At 66.7% G+C, this 22,233-nt stretch carries 22 protein-coding genes; 11 read left to right on the forward strand and 11 right to left on the reverse strand.

From position 1 onward, the window contains the following. Window positions 1-50: 50 nt before the first annotated feature. Window positions 51-1,070, forward strand: coding sequence for a peptidoglycan -binding protein (locus tag AC3WLC_RS27455; RefSeq protein ID WP_493687057.1), 1,020 nt, complete (start codon window positions 51-53; stop codon window positions 1,068-1,070). 171 nt (window positions 1,071-1,241) lie between these two features. On the opposite strand, the gene AC3WLC_RS27460 is transcribed toward AC3WLC_RS27455, so the two are convergent. Then, a complete protein-coding gene (locus AC3WLC_RS27460; protein WP_493687058.1) occupies window positions 1,242-1,634 on the reverse strand; it encodes a VOC family protein in 393 nt (130 codons plus the stop codon). After that, complete coding sequence (locus AC3WLC_RS27465; RefSeq protein ID WP_493687059.1) at window positions 1,594-1,938, reverse strand: ArsR/SmtB family transcription factor; 345 nt, start codon at window positions 1,936-1,938, stop codon at window positions 1,594-1,596. The genes AC3WLC_RS27460 and AC3WLC_RS27465 overlap by 41 nt, the downstream gene beginning before the upstream one ends. A gap of 231 nt (window positions 1,939-2,169) precedes the next feature. Between AC3WLC_RS27465 and AC3WLC_RS27470 the strand changes: the two genes are divergently transcribed. The 4 genes from AC3WLC_RS27470 (at window position 2,170) to AC3WLC_RS27485 (ending at window position 7,175) form a co-directional block, all read left to right on the forward strand. Further along, on the forward strand, window positions 2,170-2,913 hold the full coding sequence (locus tag AC3WLC_RS27470) for a glucosamine-6-phosphate deaminase (RefSeq protein ID WP_493687060.1): 744 nt from the start codon (window positions 2,170-2,172) through the stop codon (window positions 2,911-2,913). A gap of 7 nt (window positions 2,914-2,920) precedes the next feature. Then, on the forward strand, window positions 2,921-3,943 hold the full coding sequence (locus tag AC3WLC_RS27475) for an N-acetylglucosamine-6-phosphate deacetylase (RefSeq protein WP_493687061.1): 1,023 nt from the start codon (window positions 2,921-2,923) through the stop codon (window positions 3,941-3,943). 38 nt (window positions 3,944-3,981) lie between these two features. Continuing rightward, complete coding sequence (locus AC3WLC_RS27480; protein WP_493687062.1) at window positions 3,982-5,172, forward strand: ABC transporter substrate-binding protein; 1,191 nt, start codon at window positions 3,982-3,984, stop codon at window positions 5,170-5,172. Window positions 5,173-5,435: 263 nt separating this feature from the next. Beyond that, window positions 5,436-7,175 carry an ankyrin repeat domain-containing protein gene (locus AC3WLC_RS27485; protein WP_493687063.1) on the forward strand — a complete coding sequence of 580 codons (1,740 nt, stop codon included), beginning with the start codon at window positions 5,436-5,438 and terminating at the stop codon, window positions 7,173-7,175. 219 nt (window positions 7,176-7,394) lie between these two features. Here the strand turns inward: AC3WLC_RS27485 and AC3WLC_RS27490 are convergent, their stop codons facing one another. Further along, complete coding sequence (locus AC3WLC_RS27490) at window positions 7,395-9,173, reverse strand: ABC transporter transmembrane domain-containing protein (RefSeq protein ID WP_493687064.1); 1,779 nt, start codon at window positions 9,171-9,173, stop codon at window positions 7,395-7,397. 144 nt (window positions 9,174-9,317) lie between these two features. Between AC3WLC_RS27490 and rpmE the strand changes: the two genes are divergently transcribed. Beyond that, window positions 9,318-9,551 carry a 50S ribosomal protein L31 gene (gene rpmE / locus AC3WLC_RS27495; RefSeq protein ID WP_066471911.1) on the forward strand — a complete coding sequence of 78 codons (234 nt, stop codon included), beginning with the start codon at window positions 9,318-9,320 and terminating at the stop codon, window positions 9,549-9,551. Between the two features lie 209 nt (window positions 9,552-9,760). Here the strand turns inward: rpmE and rcdA are convergent, their stop codons facing one another. The 3 genes from rcdA to AC3WLC_RS27510 form a co-directional block, all read right to left on the reverse strand. Continuing rightward, the gene (gene rcdA, locus AC3WLC_RS27500) at window positions 9,761-10,288 is read right to left on the reverse strand and encodes a protease adaptor protein RcdA (RefSeq protein WP_493687065.1); all 528 of its coding nucleotides are present in this window, start codon (window positions 10,286-10,288) and stop codon (window positions 9,761-9,763) included. A 363-nt stretch (window positions 10,289-10,651) separates the two neighbouring features. After that, window positions 10,652-10,948, reverse strand: a complete 297-nt coding sequence (locus AC3WLC_RS27505; protein WP_346360028.1) for a hypothetical protein — start codon at window positions 10,946-10,948, stop codon at window positions 10,652-10,654. 299 nt (window positions 10,949-11,247) lie between these two features. Further along, window positions 11,248-11,445 (reverse strand): DUF1192 domain-containing protein, encoded by a 198-nt coding sequence (locus tag AC3WLC_RS27510; RefSeq protein WP_493687066.1) that lies wholly within the window; start codon window positions 11,443-11,445, stop codon window positions 11,248-11,250. Window positions 11,446-11,524: 79 nt separating this feature from the next. Between AC3WLC_RS27510 and AC3WLC_RS27515 the strand changes: the two genes are divergently transcribed. Continuing rightward, window positions 11,525-12,523, forward strand: coding sequence for an NAD(P)H-quinone oxidoreductase (locus AC3WLC_RS27515; protein WP_493687067.1), 999 nt, complete (start codon window positions 11,525-11,527; stop codon window positions 12,521-12,523). 139 nt (window positions 12,524-12,662) lie between these two features. After that, on the forward strand, window positions 12,663-13,397 hold the full coding sequence (locus tag AC3WLC_RS27520; RefSeq protein ID WP_493687068.1) for a DUF1013 domain-containing protein: 735 nt from the start codon (window positions 12,663-12,665) through the stop codon (window positions 13,395-13,397). A 62-nt stretch (window positions 13,398-13,459) separates the two neighbouring features. Here AC3WLC_RS27520 and AC3WLC_RS27525 read toward each other — a convergent pair whose 3' ends face one another. The 3 genes from AC3WLC_RS27525 to AC3WLC_RS27535 form a co-directional block, all read right to left on the reverse strand. Next, window positions 13,460-15,154, reverse strand: a complete 1,695-nt coding sequence (locus AC3WLC_RS27525; protein WP_493687069.1) for a methyl-accepting chemotaxis protein — start codon at window positions 15,152-15,154, stop codon at window positions 13,460-13,462. Then, window positions 15,151-15,441 (reverse strand): hypothetical protein, encoded by a 291-nt coding sequence (locus tag AC3WLC_RS27530; protein ID WP_493687070.1) that lies wholly within the window; start codon window positions 15,439-15,441, stop codon window positions 15,151-15,153. Before AC3WLC_RS27530 ends, AC3WLC_RS27525 begins: the two co-directional genes overlap by 4 nt. Before the next feature lie 128 nt (window positions 15,442-15,569). After that, window positions 15,570-17,486 carry a propionyl-CoA synthetase gene (locus AC3WLC_RS27535; RefSeq protein ID WP_493687071.1) on the reverse strand — a complete coding sequence of 639 codons (1,917 nt, stop codon included), beginning with the start codon at window positions 17,484-17,486 and terminating at the stop codon, window positions 15,570-15,572. 194 nt (window positions 17,487-17,680) lie between these two features. On the opposite strand from AC3WLC_RS27535, the gene AC3WLC_RS27540 reads away from it, so the two are divergent. From AC3WLC_RS27540 to AC3WLC_RS27550, 3 genes are all read left to right on the forward strand, one after another. After that, on the forward strand, window positions 17,681-18,439 hold the full coding sequence (locus AC3WLC_RS27540; RefSeq protein WP_493687072.1) for a sulfite exporter TauE/SafE family protein: 759 nt from the start codon (window positions 17,681-17,683) through the stop codon (window positions 18,437-18,439). Window positions 18,440-18,501: 62 nt separating this feature from the next. Further along, on the forward strand, window positions 18,502-20,130 hold the full coding sequence (locus AC3WLC_RS27545) for an acyl-CoA synthetase (RefSeq protein ID WP_493687073.1): 1,629 nt from the start codon (window positions 18,502-18,504) through the stop codon (window positions 20,128-20,130). Next, window positions 20,130-20,651, forward strand: coding sequence for a hypothetical protein (locus AC3WLC_RS27550; protein WP_493687074.1), 522 nt, complete (start codon window positions 20,130-20,132; stop codon window positions 20,649-20,651). The genes AC3WLC_RS27545 and AC3WLC_RS27550 overlap by 1 nt, the downstream gene beginning before the upstream one ends. Window positions 20,652-20,784: 133 nt before the next feature. Here AC3WLC_RS27550 and AC3WLC_RS27555 read toward each other — a convergent pair whose 3' ends face one another. Further along, window positions 20,785-21,285, reverse strand: a complete 501-nt coding sequence (locus AC3WLC_RS27555) for a GNAT family N-acetyltransferase (protein ID WP_493687075.1) — start codon at window positions 21,283-21,285, stop codon at window positions 20,785-20,787. Window positions 21,286-21,313: 28 nt separating this feature from the next. Beyond that, window positions 21,314-22,216, reverse strand: a complete 903-nt coding sequence (locus AC3WLC_RS27560; protein ID WP_493687076.1) for a GGDEF domain-containing protein — start codon at window positions 22,214-22,216, stop codon at window positions 21,314-21,316. Window positions 22,217-22,233: the final 17 nt, after the last annotated feature.

The following is a 22,233-nucleotide window of genomic DNA, read 5'->3' on the forward strand; positions in this document are numbered from 1 at the left end:
CTGCCATGGTGCTGCGGCATCGCAGGCGCTGATCGCTGGAAAGGCTGAGCATGGCCTTGTCGCGTTCGCATCGCCGGGAAGAGGTCAATTTCTGGCCGGGCTTCGTCGACGCGCTTTCGACGATGCTGATCGGCATCGTCTTCCTGCTGTCCGTCTTCGTCCTCGGCCAGTTCTTCCTGTCGCAGGAGATTTCCGGCCGCGACACGGTGCTCGACCGGCTGAACCGCCAGATCGCCGAGCTCAGCGACCTGCTCGCGCTCGAACGTTCAAGCGGCAAGGAGGCAAAGGATTCGCTCGCCCTCCTGCAATCCTCGCTCGCCAGCGAGCAGGCCGAGCGCGCCCGCGTCCAGGGCCTGCTCGACGGCGCCGCCCGCACCAACGCGCCGACCCAGCTCGCCGACACGCAAAAAGCGCTCGACGCCGAAAAGCAGCTCTCCGCCAAGGCGCAGGCCACCGTCGAACTGGTCAACCAGCAGATCGTCGCCATGCGCCGCCAGCTCGCGGCGCTGGAAGAAGCGATCGCCGCCTCCGAGGCCAAGGACAAGGAATCGCAGGCGCGCATCTCCGAGCTCGGCTCGCGCCTCAACGTCGCGCTGGCCCAGCGCGTGCAGGAATTGGCGCGCTATCGCTCCGATTTCTTCGGCCGCCTGCGCCAGGTGCTCGGCACCCGTCCGGACATCCGCGTCGTCGGCGACCGCTTCGTCTTCCAGTCCGAGGTGTTCTTCGATGCCGGCCAGGCCGTGCTGAAGCCGGAAGGCCGCGGCGAGCTCGACAAGCTCGGAGCGATCATCGCCGATCTCGCCCGCGAAATGCCGCCGGACCTGCCGTGGATCCTGCGCGTCGACGGCCATACCGACAACCGGCCGATCCGCTCGCCGCAATTCCCGTCGAACTGGAGCCTGTCGACCGCCCGTGCCGTCGCCGTGGTCGAATACCTCGTCAGCAAGGGCATTCCCGCCGACCGCATCGCCGCGACCGGCTTCGGCGAGTTCCAGCCGCTCGACGTCGCCAACAATGACGACGCCTGGCGCCGCAACCGCAGGATCGAGTTCAAGATCACCGAGCGGTGAAACGGACGGATAGTTGTTGGTTCTGAAACTCCAGCCCTCATCCTGAGGAGCGATTGCAGATCGCGTCTCGAAGGATGCTCCAGCTGGTTCCGGAGCCTCCTGAAGCATCCTTCGAGACGGCCGCTCACGCGGCCTCCTCAGGATGAGGGCTCGGGTTATTCCGGCGCCCCCTCAATGCTTTTGCGCGATCTGGATCAGGTTGCCGCAGGTATCGTCGAAGACCGCTGTCGTGACCGGGCCGAGATGGACCGGCGGCTGGGTGAAGGCGACTCCGAGCGCGGAAAGCCTCTTGTGCTCGGCATGGACATCCTCGACGCCAAACGAGGTCGCCGGGATGCCGTCGGCGACGAGCGCGGTCTTCCACGGCTTGGCGGCTGGGTGCTCGTCCGGCTCAAGCAAGAGCTCGACGCCCTCGGGATCGCCTGATGAGGTCAGGGTCAGCCAGCGATGATGGCCCATCGGGATGTCGTGTTTCAATTCAAAGCCGAGAATGTCGCGGTAGAAGCGCAGCGCCTTCTCCTGGTCATCGACCAGCAGGCTCGTCACGACGATCTTGATTGGCATCTACTGTCTCCTTCTCCGGCGGCTCGGCCAGCGGCCGCATCCACACATCCCACATCTGCCGTAGCGGCAAGCGTTCGAGGAAATGGTGCTTGCTGCGCCAACGCCATTCGGTTCGCAGCAGGCCGGCTTCCTCCAGCACCTGCAGATGCTTCGACAGCGCCTGCCGCGACAGGCTCGCCCCGTGCCAGCTGATCAGGCGGACATGCAGTTCGAACAGCGTCTGGCCGTCGCGCTCCGCCAGCTCGTCCAGCATGCGCCGGCGCGTCGGATCGGCCAGCGCCCGAAACAGATGGTCGAAGTCCATGGGGTGTTGCTAGCATGCAGTTGGTCATCATGCAATTAATTGGTTGCATGACAGCGCCCGGCATGGGCGGTGGCGTCGGTTGAGCCCAAACCTATGCGCGCAAGCCCCGCGAAAAGCTGCGAAGTGCCATGCCTTCACGCTAGGTGCATCGCCCCGCGCCCATGCTAGGCTCGCGCTGGTATGGTAGTATCCCAGACGTAGACCGCCGCAGCCGTGCCGGGCAGGAGCAGCATGATCGACATCCGCATCACCCCCGACAAGAACGAGCTCGGCCGGCAGGCCGCGGCACTCGGCGCCGAGGCGATCCGGGCGGCGATCGCCCGCCATGGGCAGGCGACGATCATCGTCGCCACCGGCGCGAGCCAGTTCGAGATGCTGCAGAACCTCGTTGTGGCCGAAGGCATCGACTGGTCGAAGGTCACCGCTTTCCATCTCGACGAGTATGTCGGCCTGCCCGAAAGCCATCCGGCGAGCTTCCGCGGCTACCTCAAGGAGCGTTTCCTCGCCCCGCTCGCGGTCAAACCGGCCTTCAATTTCGTCAATGGCGAGGGTGATCCCGCCGCCGAGACCAAGCGCCTCAACGCGCTGATCGCCGGGCGCCGCATCGATCTCTGCTTCGCCGGCTTCGGCGAGAACTGCCACCTCGCCTTCAACGATCCCCCGGCCGATTTCGAGACCGAGGAACCCTATATCGTCGTCACGCTCGACGAAGCCTGCCGCAACCAGCAATTCGGCGAAGGTTGGTTCGCGAGCTTCGACGCGGTGCCGGAGCAGGCGATCTCGATGAGCATCCGCCAGATCCTGAAGAGCGAACTGATCGTGCTGTCAGTGCCGGACGCCCGCAAGGCGCAGGCGGTGAAGGATGCACTCGAAGGCGAGATCACGCCGCTGCACCCGGCCTCGATCCTGCAGCGCCATCCGAATACGGTGCTGTTCCTCGACCCGCCGGCAGCCTCGCTGCTGAAGAAGGGCTGAGGCGGATATGCCCGTCTCGCCCGGCCTGGTCGATCTCCAGATCAACGGCTTCGCCGGCGTCGACTTCAACGACCCGGCGATCACGGCGGCCGATCTCGACCGGGCGCTGGAGGCGATGCTCGCGACCGGTGTCACCCATTGCCTGCCGACGATCATCACCGCCCATCCGCACGAGCTGATCGATCGCTTCCAGGCATTGGACAAAGCCGTCGCCGGCAGCAGGCTCGGGCCGCTGATGTGCCCGGGCTACCATCTCGAAGGGCCGTTCCTGAACCCGGCGCCCGGCTATCATGGCTGCCATCCGCCACAGGCGATGACGGGGGCGAGGCCCGAGCTGATCGCCGAGGTCGAGCGCGGCCTGTCGCGGCCAATCCTGATGGTGACGCTCGCCGCCGAGAGCGAAGGCGCCGTCGCGCTGACGAAGAGCTTGGCCGAGGCCGGCAAGATCGTCGCCATCGGCCATTCCGCCGCCGATTTCGCGGAGGTCTCTGCCGCTGCCGATGTGGGGCTCTCGCTCTCGACCCATCTCGGCAATGGCGTGCCGCAGAATCTGCACAAGCTCGCCAACCCGATCTTCGCCCAGCTCGCCGAGGACCGGCTGATGGCCGGCTTCATCGCCGACGGCATCCATATCCACCCCAAGGCGCTCGCCGCGCTGATCCGGGCCAAGGGTTTCGAGCGCTCGATCCTGGTCACCGATGCGGTGGTCGCCGCCGCCGCGCCGGTCGGCCGCTACCATTTCGCCGGCATGGCGGTCGATCGCATGCCTGATGGCTCAGTGCGGCAGGAGGCGGGGCTGCTCGCCGGCTCGGCGCTCTGCCTGGACGAGGCGGTGCGCAATGTCGTCGCCTGGGGCATCGCGACGCCGGCCCAGGCCTTCGCCATGGCCTCCGACCATGCGCTCGCAGCGATCCGGCCGGCTCTGTCGGCGCATGGCATCGTGCTTGCCGAGGGCGAGGTCGAATGGTCGGATGAGCTTTTCGTCCGGCGCGTGCGTCTCGCCGATCAGGAACGTCGCTACCACGCATGACCACAGCCAAAACGGCGCAACAACAAGAGGGGAAGGCAATGACCAGGAAGCTTCAGGGTATCGACCGCCGCACCGTGCTCGGTGGCCTCGGCGCACTCGCCGCCGGCGGACCGGCGCTCGCCGCCTCGCCGCCGCTGCCGACCAGCCCGGTTGTGATCAGCGTCATGGATGTCGGCGGCGCGCTGGCGCTGATGCAGAAGGCCTTCGAGGACTACCGCACCGCCAATCCCAAGCTGGTCTCGCGCATCGCCTTCGTGAAGGCCCCTGCCCCCGAGCTCGCCAGCAAGCTCAAGGCCCAGCAGGATGCCGGCAAGGTCGATCTCGACCTGATCCTGACCGGCAGCGACGGCCTTGCCGCCGGCCTCGACCAGAAGCTCTGGCAGAAGATCCTGCCCGACTTTTCCGACAAGTTCCCGAACATCGAGGCCAATTACGAGCCGGCCGCGCTCAACCTGCACAAGGCGCAGGGCGACGGCTTCGGCGTCGTGGTCAACTACTACCCGTCCGGCCCGCTGCTCGAATACATGCCCGACCGGGTCAAGAATGTCCCGACCACGGCCGAGGAGCTGCTCGCCTGGGCCAAGGCCAATCCGAACAAGTTCATGTATGCCCGCCCGACCAATTCAGGCCCGGGCCGCACCTTCATGATGGGCCTGCCCTATCTCCTCGGCGACAAGGACCCGCAGGATCCGGTCGGCGGCTGGGACAAGACCTGGGCCTATCTGCAGGAGCTCGGCCAGTACATCGAGTACTATCCGGCCGGCACCGGCGCGACGATGAAGGAGTTCGGCGACGGCTCGCGCGACATCATCATCTCGACCACCGGCTGGGACATCAATCCGCGCGCCCTCGGCATCGTGCCGAAGGAGGCCAAGATCCAGACCCTGAAGGGCTTCCACTGGGTCTCGGACGCCTTCTTCATGTGCGTGCCCAAGGGCCTGCCCAATGATCGGCTCGCCGTCGTGCTGGACATCATGGCGCATGTGCTGACGCCGAAGATGCAGGCCTATTCCTATGACGAGGGCTATCTCTATCCCGGTCCGGCCGTGAAGAACGTGCCGCTCTCGTTGGCGCCGGAATCGAGCCAGAAGGTGATCGCCGAGTTCGGCCGGCCGGAATATGCCGACCTCATCGCCAACAACCCGATCGAACTTCCACTGAAGCCCGACAAGATGGTCGTGGCGTTCAGGAAGTGGGACGAGCTGGTGGGCGCCAAGCGGGCGAAGTGACCTGACGCTATTCCTGAGCGCGGGACACTCGACGCAGAATCCCTCTCCTTCCAGGAGAGGGTTCCCCGCGCATGGCATCGGCATCTCGCGACACCGATTGACTTCCCCACCCCCATGCGCTTTTCATCGCCGCAGAGCGCATGGGGCGCCACCAGTCCGCGGCAAGGGAGCCTGCTCCCACCCATATCCAAGCGACGACATCGCATCATCGCTTTCTTCCGGCCTGTCGAGCGGACATCAGGCTTTCCTCGGAAGGAAGACCCATGTCCGATCCCGCCCGCGAACTCACGTCCCGCTCGACCCTCGAAACGATCCGCCGTCAGGCCAAGCGCTGGCTGAAGGAGATCGAGGCCGGCGATGCGCAGGCCCTTGACCGCTTCCGCAAGCTGATCCCGAACCATGCCGACGTGGCCAAGCTGCGCGAGGTCCAGCACGCCCTCGCCCGCGACTACGGGCTGGCGAGTTGGGCGGCGCTGAAGCAGGAGCTCATCACTCGCGAGGCAGCGGCGCGGGGCCACGCCGCGCTGGTTGCCCTGTTCCTGGAGAAGGCGGCACTGCGCTACGGCGTCCGGCCGGGCACGCAGAGCTGGGGCGAGTACGAAGCCGACCGGCCGGCGCGCGGTGCACTGGCGCAGCGACTGCTCGAACGCCATCCGGAGATCATCAGCGACAACATCCATGCCGCCGTCGCTGCGCATGATCTCGATGCCATCAGCACCCTCCTGCGCAAGGATGCCGCGCTCGCGGACAAGCCGAGCGAATTCGATGGCTGGACACCGCTCGTCCGCCTCGCCTTCACTCGACTGCCGAACGAGGCGTTGTCACGTAATGCCGTCGCGATCGCCCTGCTCCTGCTCGATCACGGTGCCGATCCCAACGCTCTGTTCAGCGACGGCAGCAATCATTTCACCCCGCTGACCGGCCTCATCGGCGGCGGCGAGAGCAACCAGCCGCCGCATCCGCAGGCGGAGGCGCTGGCGCGGCTCCTGATCGCGCGTGGCGCCGATCCGGTGAATGGCCAGGCGCTCTACAACTCCTCGCTCGGCGCCGACGACGTCACTTGGCTCGATCTGCTCTGGAGCGAGACGGACAAACGCAGCGAAACCCAGCGCTGGCGCGAGCCGGTGCGCGAGCTGCCGGCGCCACCGCTCGATTACCTCCTCGGCAACGCCGTGCCGCGCCAGCCCAGGCGCGCCGCCTGGCTCCTTGCCCATGGCGCCAATGCGCAAGCACTCAACGCCTATTCCAAGCAAAGCCTGGTCAAGCAGGCCATGCTCGACGGCCGCAGCGATCTCGTGCGCCTGCTCGTCGACAATGGCGCGAGCCCGGTCGAGCTCGATGGGCAGGAGGCCTTCACTGCCGCGGTCGCGCGAGGCGACGAAGCCGAGGCACGCCAACTGTTCTCCGGCAATCCGGACCTCGTGGCCACTCCGGCGCCGCTGTTCGTCGCGATCAGGCAAGGCAAGCCGGAAATTGCAGCTCTCGCCTTGCGCCTTGGCGTCTCGCCGGATGCACAGATACGCGATGGCGTCCACGCCCTGCACGAGGCGGCCGGGAGCGATGCGATCGAGATCGTCGCGCTCCTAGTCGAGGCTGGCGCTGAGATCGATCCGATCGAGCGCCGCTATGGCTCGACCCCGCTCGGCTGGGCGCGCCATCAAGGCGCCAGCGCCGCGCAAATCTATCTGGCCTCGCGCAGCCGCGATGTCGAAGCCTTGTGCCAGGCCGCCGAGATCGAGCGGCTGGAGGCGCTCTTCGCAGAGGAGCCGGCGCTGGCCAAGGCGCCGGCGCGCTCGGGCGAGCCGCCGCTGTTCTGCCTGCCCGACGACGATACCAGCGCCTGCGATCTCGTCGAATTCCTGCTGGCGGCAGGGGCCGATCCAAAGGTGCAGAACGCCGAAGGGCTGACGCCGGCACAGGTCGCGCGCCAGAGAGGGCTGCTAGACGCTGCAGCATCGCTGGAGAACTCCCTTCTCCCAAGGGATTCTTCCGCGCAAGGCTGATCGCCTGGGCTCCTCCCTTCCCCTTGTGGGGAAGGGCTGGGGATGGGGGTGGTACCGCCTGGTGACCGGCGGCCAGAAAGATCTGGCAGCAGCTGCAACGCCGTCTGGTTCTGCCTGTAGCTACGGCTTTGCGACCCCCACCCCTGCCCCTCTCCCACAAGGGGGAGGGTTCCCGCGCCTCATCCCGTTTCGTAGGGAAATCCACGAGGGGAGAAGGATTCAGGCCGCCTCCAGCCCGAACTGCAGCGCTGCCAACCGGGCATAGAGCCCGCCCTTGGCAACGAGGGCGGCGTGCGTGCCTTCCTCGACCACGCGGCCATCCTCCATCACCAAGATGCGGTCGGCGGAGAGGATGGTCGCAAGACGGTGCGCGACCACGAGCGTCGTCCGCCCCTGCATCAGCCGGTCGAGCGCGTCCTGCACGGCCCGCTCGCTTTCCGAATCGAGCGCCGAGGTCGCTTCATCCAGCAGCAGGATCGGCGCGTCTTTCAGTACGGCCCGGGCGATGGCGAGGCGCTGACGCTGGCCGCCGGACAAGGTCACGCCGCGCTCGCCGATGACGGTGTCGTAGCCATCGGGCAAGGCGCGGATGAAGCCGTCGGCGGCGGCGAGCTGGGCGGCGTCCTCGATCTCGGCGCGGCTCGCGCCAGGGCGGCCATAGGCGATGTTGTCCGCCACCGAGACGCCGAACACGGTCGGCTCCTGCGGCACCAGCGCGAAGCGGCTGCGCCAGTCGGTCGGATCGGCTTCCGGCCCGGCGACGCCATCGACGACGATATGGCCGGCGAAGGGGTCGTAGAAGCGCAGCGCCAATTGCAGCACCGTGCTCTTGCCGGCGCCTGACGGGCCGACCAGCGCGACCCGCTCGCCCGGCTTGATCGCAAGGTCGAGATCGGCCAGCGCGAGATTGCTGCGGCCGGGATAGCGGAAGGAGACGCCCTCGAAGGAAAGCGCGCCGACCGGCGGCGTCGGCAACGCCTTGGGATGAGGCGGCGCGGCGATCGCCGGCCTGGTCGCGAGGATCTCGCCGAGCCGTCCGGCGGCGCCGGCCGCGGCGGAGATGTCGCCATAGACCTCGGAGAGCTGGCCGAGCGAGCTGGCCGCCAGCACGGCGTAGAGCACGAACTGCGACAGGCGCCCGCCGCTCATCCGCCCGGCAAAAACCTCGGTCGCGCCGACCCAGAGCACCAGCACGACGCTGGCCGAGACCAGGAAGATGGCGATGCCGGATAGCCAGGCGCGCGACCGCGTCGCATCGCGCGAGGCGGCATAGGCGCCGTCCGAGGCGCCCTGGAAGCGCGCCGTCGTGTCGCGCTCCGCGCCGAAGGACTGCATCGTCCGGATCGCGCCGATCGCCTCGGAGGCGAAGGCAGAAGCATCGGCGAGACGGTCCTGCGCGGCGCGGGCGCGCTTGCGCACGCTGCGCCCGGAGAAGACCAGCGGCAGCACGACCAGCGGAATCGCGCCGATCACGATCGCCGAGAGCTGCGGGCTGGTGAAGACCATCAGCGCCAGCGCACCGAGGAACATGATGCCGTTGCGCAGCGCGATCGAGGCGGTCGAGGCGAAGGTCGACTTGATCTGCGTGGTATCGGCGGTCAGGCGCGAGACCAGGTCGCCGGCCCGGCTGGCGTCGAAGAAGGCCGGCTCCAACCGGGTCAGATGTGCGAAGACGTCGGCGCGCAGTTGCGAGACGACGCGCTCGCCGACCGTCATCACCAGGTAGAAGCGGAACGAGCTCGCCAGCGCCAGCACGGCGACGACACCGATCAGCAGGGCGAAATAGGAGTTCGCCAGCTGCTGCTCGCCGCCGGAGAAGCCGACATCGATGACGCGCCTGACCGCCATGGGCAGCGCCAGCGTCGCCAGCGAAGCCACGATCAGCGCGACGAGCGCGAAGGCGATCCGCTGCTTCTGCGCCAGCGCATAGGGCCAGAATGAGCGCAGTGCCTTGAAATCCGGCCGCGCCTTTTGGTCTTCGTTGTTCTCGTTCGCCACGCTCACTCGTCCTGAAAAGCTTGCACCGCCGCCGCGGCTGCGCTATGGGCAGCCCACTTCACGACAGGCTCATACGAATTGTTCGAAGAGCCGGCGATGCGCGCCGAGTTCCGGCCGCCCGCTTTTCGAATTGAGGATTTCGCCATGAAGACCGGCATTCATCCCGACTACCACACCATCAAGGTCGTCATGACCGATGGCACCGAATACTTCACGCGTTCGACGCTGGGCAAGGAGGGGGACACCCTCAACCTCGACATCGACCCGAAGACCCACCCGGCCTGGACCGGCGGCACCCAGCACATGCTGGACCGCGGCGGCCGCGTCTCGCGCTTCAACTCGCGTTTCGGCGCGCTGGGCGCCCTCGGCAAGAAGTAATCCGCGTTTTCGCGGCCCTTTCAGGCCGCGACAGCAACAGAAAAGCCCGGCCTCGCGGCCGGGCTTTTTGCGTTGATGGCGACGATAGGCCGCGGTCGAGCTCATCGTCATTCTCGGGCTTGACCCGAGAATCTCAGGACGAGAAGGCCCGTTGGGAGCCTCCTCCGGCGCGAGATGCTCGGGTCAAGCCCGAGCATGACGTGCTCTTCTCAGCGCAGCAGGCCGAGCCGGGCCTGCAGGCTCTCGATCTGGCCGCGCACCGGATTCACCGGAGCCGGGCGAACGGCGCCCGACATCTGCGCGTCGAGATTGCGGATGCGCTCCTGCAGGCGGATCGAGTGGGCGATCAGATCGCGCAAGCGCTGCGGCAGGCGCGCCGCCTCGGCGCTGCTCGGCTGCAGCATCGGCTCGGCGATGCGCACCTTGTTATGCTCGTTGCGCGCCTGCTCGGCGCTCATCTCGCCCTCGGCGACGGCGCGCTGCACCAGCAGCCAGGAGGCGATCTGCATCAGCCGCGTGGTCAGGCGCATGCTCTCGGTCGCATAGGTCAGCGAGACCTCGCGCGGCAGCGCCGCCGATTCGGCTCGCCCATCCCCGTCGAGATAGGAGGCGGTGGCTTCGACCAGCCCCATCCCCTCGCGAAACAGCTGCATGAACGCGTCGGACTTGACGAAGCCGCGCGCGAACGAGATCGCGCCGTCCTCGGCCTCGGGCCTCAGCATCGTCAAATCGGTCATCCGATGTCTCCAATCGGCACAATGGCGCGCGATCGAGAGACGCGACGCCGGACTGGCCGGGACATCGCAAGGATAACGCCATCGCATTATCGGCGCCGCGGTAACGTATCATTAAGGTTAACGGTGCCATGGTCCGGCCCGGCGACGCCCCCGCCCTGCCCGCTAATCCGGGCACCAGACGAAAAAAGAGCCGCCCCGAAGGCGGCTCGAAGGTCAACAGGGAGGCGTCAAACAGAGTGGGCAGGAGCCACTCGACATCCAGACAAACTGGATGATGCGATTCATAATTCGGAATCGTTAAGCGGCCGTTAACGCCGCCCGAAAATGCGACAAATTCGAACGATCCTGACGCACTTCGTTTCCTCAGCGCGTCACCGTCAGCTTCAGGCCGAAGCGCTCGCTGACGAAGCGCTCGCCGAGCGAATAGCGATAGGTGCCCCCCAGGCTGACGCTGGGGGCGATCTCGCGCCGGATCTCGATGCTGTGGCCGCCGAGCACCGTGACCGGCGCCTGCATGATCACGACGGTCTGCGGCCAGCGCAGCTGGAAGGCGGCGAGCGGCTTGCCGCCATCCTCGCGCAACCCGATCCGGGCGGTATCCTCCACGGCGATGGCAGGCGTTGCGGCGAGCAAGGCCATGGCGAGTGCGACGAAGCGCATCGTCTTGTCTCCTGTCGAAAGGCAGGCGCACGATCGCGCGCAGCATCAGGGCTGCTGCTCGGCTTCGTTTCCACCTGCTGTCATTGTCTAAAGCGGTCCCGGCCGAGACATTGCGTCGGCACGGGCGGGCGGCATTCGGCCGCCTTCTGTCCACGTCCTCAGGATAAGTGCTTCGGCCCGCTTTGCGAAGATGAATATCCGTTCATCTGCTGGCGCATCTTGTCGCGTGGCAGGAAGGACTCATCGCTTCCAGAATGACGGCAGCGCTCACGATAGCTGTTGACCGCCGCGGTTTCGCCTCAGGCCTTCTTGAAGAAGGAATCGGCGGCGGAACGCGATGCGGACTTCTTCTCGCGCGCTTCCTTCAGCCGCTCGATCTCCGCTTCCAGCAGCGCGATGCGCTCGCCGAGCTCGGCGACGGAGAGTTGCGACAGGTCCTGCCCGATCTCATGGGCCCGCTTCGGCGCCGGACGGTCGTCGTCGAGAAATCCAGCCATCATAGCCTCGCCTTGCATCCTCGGAGCGCGGGAGCTTAATCGGACGGGAGCGCTGAGACCACAGGCGAGGAGACGCTGCATGACCACCCTGCCCCAGACCATGACCGCCATCGGTTTCGATGCCCCCGGCGGCCCAGATGTGCTGAAACCGCAGCAGCGCCCGATGCCGCAGCCCGGTCCCGGCCAGATCCTGGTCCATGTCGCGGTTGCCGGTGTCAACCGGCCTGATGTCTTGCAGCGCATGGGTGGCTATGCCCCACCTCCCGGCGCCTCCGACATTCCCGGACTGGAGATCGCCGGCCGGATCGTCGCGCTCGGCGAGGGCGTGTCGCGCTACGAGCTCGGCGATCAGGTCTGTGCGCTCGTCGCCGGCGGCGGCTACGCCGAGTACGCGGTGGTCCATGAGGACAATGCCCTGCCGATTCCCTCCGGGCTGTCGCTGGAGCAAGCCGGCGCGCTCCCCGAGACCTATTTCACCGTCTGGACCAATGTCTTCCAGCGTGGTGGGCTGAAGAAGGGCGAGAGCTTCATGGTGCATGGCGGCACCTCGGGCATCGGCACCACCGCGATCCAGCTCGCCAAGGCCTTTGGCGCAACCGTGCTGGCGACCGCCGGCTCGGACGACAAATGCGCCGCCTGCCGCGAGCTCGGCGCCGACCACGCCATCAACTACCGCACCGAGGATTTCGTCGCCGCGGCGAAGGCCGCGACCGGTGGGCGCGGCGTCAACCTGATCCTCGACATGGTCGGCGGTGATTACATCAATCGCAATTACGACGCCGCCGCAGAGAGCGGCCGCATCGTCCAGATCGCCTTCCTCAATGGGCCGAAGGCCGAGGTCGACTTCCGCCGCCTGATGATGAAGCGGCTGACCCATACCGGCTCGACGCTGCGCCCGCGCACCATCGCCGAAAAGGCGGCGATCGCGCGCGAGCTCGAAGAGAAGGTCTGGCCGTTGCTGACGGAAGGGCGCTGCAAGCCGGTGATCCACGCACGCTTCCCGCTGGCGCAGGCCGCAGAAGCCCACCGGCTGATGGAGAGCAACGCCCATATCGGCAAGATCGTGCTGGTGGTTTGAGCTATCGGATTGATTGGACAGCCATCCCGGCTTTGCCTATAAGGCGCCATCCTCCTCATCGTCGATGATTTGGATGACCGGCCGGGGCGGCCGGTCTGCGCCCGAGAGCTATTGCCCGCGACATTCCAGGAGACGGCCCGTGTCACAAACGCCGCTGATGCCGAAAGCCACTGCGGTCTGGCTGGTCGAAAACACCTCGCTGACCTTCGAGCAGATCGCCGAGTTCTGCAAACTGCATCCGCTGGAAGTGCGCGGCATCGCCGATGGCGAGGTTGCAGCCGGCATCAAGGGCCTCGACCCGATCACCTCCGGCCAGCTCACTCGCGAAGAGCTCGAGCGCGCCGCCAAGAACCCGGCGCATCAGCTCAAGCTGGCCGAGCGCAAGGTCAAGGTGCCGGAGATCAAGCGCACCAAGGGCCCGCGCTACACCCCGGTCTCGAAGCGCCAGGACCGCCCGAACGCGATCCTCTGGCTGCTGCGCAACCATCCCGAGCTCAAGGACGCGCAGATCATCCGCCTGATCGGCACGACCAAGACGACGATCGCCCAGATCCGCGACCGCACGCACTGGAACACCCAGCAGCTGCAGCCGATCGACCCGGTCAGCCTCGGCCTGACCTCGCAGATCGACCTCGACTTCGAGGTGGCCCGCGCCGCCAAGGAGCGTCCGGCCATGGTCCTGCAGGACACCGGCTCGACCCTGCTCCCGGCGGAGGAGACCACCGCGCCTGAGCCGGCGCCGTCCTCGCAGCCCTTCGCCGACATGAGCCGGCCGAAGCGGCAGGACGAGGAGAAGATCGACGTCGATTCGGTCTTCGCCAAGCTGAAGCAGCTCAAGCGCCCGGCCGACGAGGACGACGACGGCGGCTACTGAGCCGAAACCGTTCAGGTAACGGCAGGCGCGGCGCGCCTGCCGCGCTCTACGCGCCCGGTCGCTCAGGCCGCCCGGCGCGCGCCCACGCTGGCCGGCCCAGCCGCGAGCCGGAAGCCTCCCGCCAGCCTCGCCACCGCTTCGGCCGCCTCTGCCATGCCGCGTCCTGCGGCAGCCGTGCGTTCCGCCGCCTGGGCATTGTCCTGCGTGGCGGCGTCCATCTCGACCAGCGCCCGCTCGATCGCGCCGACACCCTGCGATTGCTCGGCCGTCGCCTGGCTGATCTCGCCGAAGGCCTGCGCGACCTCCTCGACCTCGCCGGAGATCGCATTGAGGCTGGCACCGGCCGCGCGCACCAGCTTCACGCCCTCGTCGACATGGATCTTGGTCTCGTTGATCAGCGCCCGCACGTCGCGCGCCGCATCGGCCGATTGCTGGGCGAGCCGCCGGACCTCGGTCGCGACCACAGCGAAGCCGCGCCCACCTTCGCCAGCCCGCGCCGCCTCGACCGAGGCGTTGAGCGCCAGGAGATTGGTCTGGAAGGCGAGCCCGTCCATGACCTCGACGATGTCGACGATCCGGCGCGCCTGCTGATCGATCTTGTCGATCGCCTCGACCGCGCGGCCAGCGACCGCGACGCCCGCCCCGGCATCGTCGGCGGTCGAGCGCGCCTTGCGCGCGGCAGCCTGAACGATGCCGGAGGTCTGGCGCACTGTCGCCGCGATCTCCTCGACGACGCTGGAAGTGTCCTGCAGCGCATTGGCCTGACTCTGCCCGCGCTGCGACAGGTCGAGCGTCGCCGAAAGGATGTCGTCGGCGGCGCTGCGCGTCTGCGCGGCATTGTCAGCCACGGCCGCCAGCGCTCCGGCGAGCGCCTCGGCGGAGCGGTTGAAGTTGCCGGCAACGGCGGCGAGCCGCCCCTCGAAGCCGGTCGACATCCGCACGCTCAGATCGCCATCGGCCAACGCCGAGAGCGCGTGATCGGCCTCGTCCAGGAAGGATTCGCAAGCCTGCGTCAGCTCGTCGATGCCGCTCACCAGCGCGCTGAATCGGCCGAGATCGTCGCTGCGAACGGTCCTGGCCGAGAAATCGCCACGCTTGGCCGCATCGACGACGCCGGCGACGGCTTCGAGCAGATGCGCTTCGACCGCAGTCCGCTCGACCTCGCTCGCCTCGCCGTCATGCCGGAGCGTCTCCGCGCGCTGCTGATTGGCCAAGGCTGTCGACGCCGCCTCGTCGGCCTGGCTGAGAGCCGCCGCCAGCCGCTGTGCGATCCAGATCAGCGCCCCCGCCTCGGCCAGCAGGATGACGGCGTGAACGACGACGCGGGCGAACTCGCTGCCATCGGGGAACACGGCCGCCGGATAGGCGAAGTTGAGCACGAGATGATGCACTGCCACGACCACCGTCGCGGCCAGGATCGAGCGCCAGCAACACCAGGCCGTCATCACCGCCAGCGCGGCGAAGAAGGCCATGTGCATGTCGATCTGGTAGCGCGTGCCCTCAGCGGCGAAGACCAGCAGTGCCACCTGCCCGTTGATCGCGATGGTCGAGATCAGGCGAGTCGACAGGCCGATCCCGTCCGAGCGCCAGGCCAGGGTGGTCGCCGCGGCGAGCAGCATCGAGACCAGTCCGATCGCGAGCAACGCCGGATGGCCGGCGAGCCAGGCGACGGCGCAGGTCACCGGCACCAGCAGCCATTGCCCCGTCATCAGTGGCTTGGCGAAGGCGCGGCGGAACGTGTCGAGGCTCTGGCTCATGGGGACCGTCTCGCTGGGATGAGGGAATCGCGCGCCCGTCCGGAACAGCCGCCGCCCAGCCCTGCCAGGACGAGCGCGGCGCCAGAGCTATAGAGACGCGTTGAAAAGCCGGGAGTGTCCGAGCGGGCCAGCAGGCCGAAGCGGCCGATCGGGGCCAGGATGACGCCGTCCGCCCGGCTCACCGCTTCGGCGGCCGTCGCAGAACTTGCCGCGAGCACGAGAACAATCGCTCCGTCGCGCGGCGCGAGAACGACACCGACCGGCGCCAGCAACGCACCGATCGCCAAGGCCAGCAATCCGACGCGTGGGCGAGGCGCCATCGTTTAAATCCGGCGGGATAAGCGCCTGCGATCCTGAACGATTTTGTTTAAAACAACGTAAAGTTGTACTTTCGTTGTACTGCGCGGTAGCGCCCTCAGCCCAGCCCCCTGCCCTTCAGCGCGGTGCCGATCTCGCCCAGCACCGCCGGATCCTCGATCGTCGCCGGCATCGCATACTCCTCGCCATCGGCGATCTTCTTCATCGTCGCGCGCAGGATCTTGCCAGAGCGGGTCTTCGGCAGGCGCGCCACCGTGATCGCAAGCTTGAAGGCGGCGACGGGGCCAATCTTGTCGCGCACCAGTCCGACCAGCTCCTTCTCGACCTCGGCCGGCGACTGCGTCACGCCCGCCTTCATCACCACGAAGCCACAGGGCTGCTCGCCCTTGAGCGCGTCCTTGATGCCGACCACGGCGCATTCGGCCACGGCCGGGTGCGAGGCCAGCACCTCCTCCATGCCGCCGGTCGAGAGCCGGTGGCCGGCGACGTTGATGATGTCGTCGGTGCGCCCCATGATGAAGACATAGCCGTCCGCATCGATGAAGCCGGCGTCAGAGGTGTTGTAGAAGCCAGGATAGGTCTCGAGATAGGCGCTTCGGAAGCGCTCATCGTCGTGCCACAGCGTCGGCAGCGCGCCGGGCGGCAACGGCAGCTTGGCGACGATCGCACCCATCGTGCCGGCCGGCACCGGCCTGCCGCCCTCGTCCAGACACTGGATGTCGTAGCCCGGCAGCGGCACGCTGGGCGAGCCGTGCTTGATCGGCAACAGGCCCAGGCCGACGGGATTGCCGACCATGCAGGCGCCGGTCTCGGTCTGCCACCAATGGTCGACCACCGGCACCCCGAGCACCTCCTCGGCCCATTTCAGCGTGTCGGGATCGGCGCGCTCGCCGGCGAGGAAGAGCGTGCGGAACTGCGAGAGGTCGTAATCCTTGAGATAGGTCGCCTGCGGATCCTCCTTGCGGATCGCCCGGAAGGCCGTCGGCGCGGTGAACATCGCCACCGCCTTGTACTCCGAGATCACCCGCCAATAGGCGCCGGGATCGGGCGTGCCGACCGGCTTACCTTCATAGAGGACCGAGGTCGCGCCCTGGATCAGCGGCCCGTAGACGATGTAGCTGTGACCGACGACCCAGCCGACATCGGAGGCGGTGAACATCACCTCGCCGGGCCTGACATCGTAGAGCTGCGTCATGGTCGCGACCAGCATGACCATGTGGCCACCATTGTCGCGCACCACGCCCTTGGGCCGCCCCGTCGTGCCGGAGGTGTAGAGCACATAGAGCGGGTCGGTCGCGGCGACCTCGACGCAGTCGGCCTTGCGCCCGTTTGCGCGGGCTGCGGCGACGAGCGTGCGCCAGTTCTTGTCGCGGCTGACATGCATGGAGGCATCGACCTGCGGCCGCTGCAGCACGATGCAGGCATCGGGCTTGTGCGTCGCCAGATCGATCGCCGCGTCGAGCAGCGGCTTGTATTCGACAACGCGGGTCGGCTCGATGCCGCAGGTCGCGGTCATGATCAGCTTCGGCGTGGCATCGTCGATGCGCGTCGCCAGTTCCTTGGCCGCGAAGCCGCCGAACACCACCGAATGGATCGCGCCGATGCGGGCGCAGGCCAGCATGGCGAAGGCCGCTTCCGGGATCATCGGCATATAGATGATGACGCGGTCGCCCTTGCCGACGCCCTGGTCCTGCAGCACAGCCGCCAGCGTCGCGACCTCGTCGAGCATCTGCGCGTAGGTAAAGCTCGCCTTGGTGCCGGTGACCGGGCTGTCATAGATCAGCGCCGTCTGCTCGGCCCGGCCGTCGCGGACATGCCTATCCAGCGCGTTGAAGCAGGTGTTGCAGCTCGCGTCAGGAAACCAGCGGCCATAGATGCCGGCCTTTGCATCGAAGATCTGCTGCGGCGGCTTGATCCACTCGATGCCTTTGGCGATCTCGCCCCAATAGGCTTCGGGGTCCCGCTGCCAGGCGGCATAGATCTCAGCATAGCGGCTTGCATGGCTGGCAGTCATGAAAAGCGTTCCTCTTCGCCGGGTATTGCGCCTAGAGCTGAACTCCGGGCTGGCCGTCTGCGGGCCGGATTTGGCGCGGGATCGTGCCCATGTCCGCCGCTTGCGTGCAAGCATTCGTCTGTCAGACTTTCAGCGCAACCGGATGGGCTGCGCTGCACATCCCGCCTTTGCTAAGGCATGGCCTTTCGACCTGAATGACCTTCGACCTCACCTTCTTCGCCGTCATGGTGCCGGCCGTCATCCTGATGGGGTTGTCCAAGGGCGGCTTCTCCGGCCTCAGCCTGCTCTCGCTGCCTCTGATGGCGCTGATCGTCTCGCCGGTGCAGGCCGCGGCGATCATGCTGCCGATCCTGATCATCCAGGATGTCGTCTCGGTCTGGTCCTATCGCCGCGACTTCGACCGGCGGAATCTCGCGACGCTGATCCCCGGCATGCTGCTTGGCGTGCTCGCCGGCTATCTCCTGGCGGCGAAGGTCTCCGACGCCGTCGTCGGCCTCGCGGTTGGCGTGATCTCGATCGGCTTTGCGCTACGCCGCCTCCTCGCTGGCAAGACGACGGCCCAGCCGGAGACCAAGGCCAACTACGCGGCCGGTACGGTCTGGGGCGCGATCTGCGGCTTCACCAGTATGATCGCCCATGCCGGCGGGCCGCCCTTCCAGATCTACACCATGCCGCAGCGCCTGCCCCCGGCGGTCTTCGTCGGCACCGGCGCGCTGTTCTTCGCGCTGATGAACTGGATCAAGGTGCTGCCCTATTTCATCCTCGGCCAGTTCAGCCAGCAGAACCTGATGGCCTCGGCCGCGCTCGCCCCCGTCGCGATCCTCTCGACCATCGCCGGCGTCTGGCTGGTCCGGCGCGTCCCCGCCGAGCGCTTCTACACCATCATCTACTGGCTGCTCATCGCGGTCGGGCTGAAACTGGTCTTCGACGGGCTGCGTCCGCTCTTCGGCTGATTGCGGGAGGCGGAGCACGCTTCTAGGCTGGCCGGCAACAACCGCCGGGAACGCCGAACGCCATGCCGCTCTCACCTTACGACACCGACCTCGATCGCAACCCGGCGAACTTCCAGCCGCTCTCGCCGCTGCCCTTTCTCGAGCGCGCCGCCAGCGTCTTCCCGAACCACGTTGCCGTCATCCACGGCCCCCTGAAGCGGACTTATGCCGAGCTTTACGCCCGTACCCGGCGGCTCGCCTCAGCGCTGAAGCAGCACGGCATCGGCAAGAACGACACGGTCGCGGCGATGCTGCCGAACACCCCAGCCATGCTCGAATGCCATTACGGCGTGCCGATGTGCGGCGCAGTGCTGAACACGCTCAACACCCGCCTCGACGCCGCGATCATCGCCTTCTCGCTCGACCATGGCGAGGCCAAGGTGCTGATCGCCGACCGCGAATTCTCCGGGACGGTCAAGGAGGCGCTGGCGCTCTGCAAGGCGAAGCCGCTGGTCATCGACTATGACGACCCCGTCTATGACGGCCCCGGCGAGCGCCTCGGCAGCATCGAATACGAGGATGTCCTCAAGCAGGGCGATCCCGAGTTCGACTGGCTGATGCCATCAGACGAGTGGGATGCGATCGCGCTGAACTACACATCGGGCACCACCGGCGATCCCAAGGGCGTGGTCTACCACCACCGCGGTGCCAACCTGCTCGCGACCTCGAATGTGCTCACCGGCGGCATGGGCCGGCACCCGGTCTATCTCTGGACCCTGCCGATGTTCCACTGCAATGGCTGGTGCTTCCCCTGGACGATCTCGTTGCTCGCCGGCACCCATGTCTGCTTGCGCCAGGTCCGGGCCAAGGCGATGTACGACGCCCTCGCCGACCATGGCGTCACTCATATGTGCGGCGCCCCGATCGTGATGTCGACGCTGCTCAACGCGCCCGAGGCCGAGCGTCGCAGCTTCCCGCAGAAGGTGAATTTCTTCACCGCCGCCGCCCCGCCGCCCGAAGCCGTGCTCGCCGGCATGGCGCAGGCCGGCTTCAACGTCGTCCATCTCTACGGTTTGACCGAGGTCTACGGCCCCGCCGTGGTCAATGAATGGAACGGCGCCTGGGATGCATTGCCGGGCGGCGAGCAGGCGGCGCTGAAAGCGCGCCAGGGCGTGCGCTATCCGGCGCTGGAAGGGCTCGACGTGCTTGACCCCGAGACGATGGAGCGCGTGCCGCATGATGGCGAGACGCTCGGCGAGGTGATGTTCCGCGGCAATGTCGTGATGAAGGGCTATCTCAAGAACCCGAAATCGACCAAGGCCGCCTTCGAGGGCGGTTGGTTCCATTCTGGCGATCTCGGCGTGATGCATCCCGACGGCTACATCCAGCTCAAGGACCGCTCCAAGGACATCATCATCTCCGGCGGCGAGAACATCTCCTCGATCGAGGTCGAGGACGCGCTCTACAAGCACCCGGCGGTGCAGGCCGCCGCCGTCGTCGCCCGCCCCGACGAAAAATGGGGCGAGACTCCCTGTGCCTTCGTCGAGCTGAAGCTGGGGCAAACAGCGACCCAGGACGAGATCATCGCTTGGTGCAAGACCCTGCTCGCCTCGTTCAAATGCCCGCGGACAGTGGTCTTCGTCGAGGTGCCGAAGACCTCGACGGGGAAGATCCAGAAATTCAAGCTGCGCGAGATGGCGCGGGCGCTGTGATGGCGCGCTCGGTCACGGCTCTGGGGCTCGCATTCATGGCAATGCTGGCGCCAACGCTTCGGGCTCAGGAGGCGTCCCCTGGGCTCATTGGAAACTGGCAGGGCAGCTATGTCTGCGCACAGGGCAAGACCGGGCTGACCCTGACGATCGATCGGCAGGACGGCAGCACGTTTTCCGGTGTCTTCCAGTTTTACCCGCTGCGCGAGAACATCACCGTGCCCGAGGGATGCTTCACGGTCTCGGGCCGGATCAGAAGCAGCGGAGCGCTCGACATCACCGGCTCCAAATGGATCAAGCGGCCCAATGGCTATATCACCGTCGATCTCCACGGCCGGGTCGGGCAAGGCGGCGCCGACATGTCGGGAACCGTGGATACACCTGGCTACGGCAAGCTGTGTTCCAGATTCGACCTGACCAGAACGACCACCAGGCCATCGGCGGACGACACCTGCCACGTCGAAGCCCCGGCAGTCAGCGAGCGTCCACGTCGCCGTGAGATTTCCCTCGCTGCAGTTCCCTGAAGCAGGACCCCACCCTGCCAGCCAAGGCCGGTTTCCGCGCGCTTGCAACTCTCGCTGGAGCACGCGGAGAGCTCGGCAGGGCGGGGAACAACTGGGACTTGGGCAGCTAGCCTGCCCGATAGCTTGTCGACGATCAGCTCGGGATCAACATGTTGGAATAGTGTACGGCGGAAAATGGGAAATCCTTGCTCGCCCATTGTCGCAGCGCGCGGAAGAGCTTTTCGTAATAGCCCCTCTCGTAGGCCGATGGCGTGACCCACCAGCTGATATCGACCTCGCACTCCGCCAGTTCTTCTGAAAGCGGTGTGCGCCTCCCCAGCGGATAGAGATAGCAGCAGCCGAGATACTCCCGTTCAAGGGTGTATACAGCGTAGCTGAATGAGAACCCTTCGCGAAATTCGCACTCGTGCCAGACGAGATCGATGAAGTTGCCATCTTCGGTGACTGCAGCCATCGGCCAGCCACCACCACGGGTCTTCTGGATCAGTTCGATGCTCGCGTTGATGCCGGCAACGTCGTCAGCGAGATGATCGCGGCTTAGGACCGTCGCGACCAGATCGTCGAAAAGCAGCGTCGGGGGTGGGACAAACTCAGCGGGCAGCGGGATGCGCTTTATGAGTCCGGTGTAGTCCACAGTCTGTTCCTGTTCGCTCGCCAGCCACTCAAGCGGACATCTGCCGGCCGCGGCCACCGATCTTGGCCTCGTAGAGGGCGGCATCAGCGCGGTGATAGACTTCGGCCAGCGTATCACCGGAGCGGATCTGCGTCAGGCCTGCCGAGAACGAGTAATGGAAATTGGGCTCCGAGGGCAGGCAGCCGGGCCGTCCGATCCGCTTGAACAGGCGCTCGATCAGGAGTTCGGCCGCTGCTGGTCCGAGCTGCGGCAGGATCAGCAGGAACTCCTCCCCGCCGACCCGCCCGAAGCTGTCCGCGGGGCGCAGGTTTCGCTGCACGCTCGTGCCGAAGTCGATCAGCACGGCGTCGCCGAACTGATGGCCGAAACGATCATTGATCTGCTTGAATCGATCGATGTCGAGCAGTGCGACGCAAGTCTCGCCGACCTCGCCTGCATTCGCCTTGGCGATCATCTCATGCAGCACGCTCATGCAGTGGCGCCGGTTCGAGATGCCGGTCAGCTCGTCAGTCTGCGAAGCCTTGCGCGCGCTGTCCCGGTCCTGCCGAAGGCTGCGCTCGGCCGTCCGCAGCTCGGTGATGTCGGACGCGATGCACAGCATCCAGCCGGCCGCTGACACCGTCTCGGTCATCCAGAGCCAGCGGCCATCGGTGATATCGGTCTCGAAGGCGCGGTACGGGGTTTTCCCTCGGCGGGAACGGGCAGAGGTCAGCCAGTGCTCAAAATCGTCTGTGGCGAAGGCGACGCCGTGGCGCTGCTCGAAATTGCGCCGCACGATCTCTGCCCAGCTGATCGTCTCACCCTCGGCTATGCCATAGGCCGCGCGATAGACCGCGTTCGACCGCCGCAGGATGTCCTGCGGATCGAACAGCGCCACGAGCGTGCCGCTGGTCTCGAAGAGACTCTCGATGATGTCGTCGAACTCTGCCATGCGCACCGCATTCCGCA

The organism is Allobosea sp. GW821-FHT03A12, assembly GCF_058986765.1.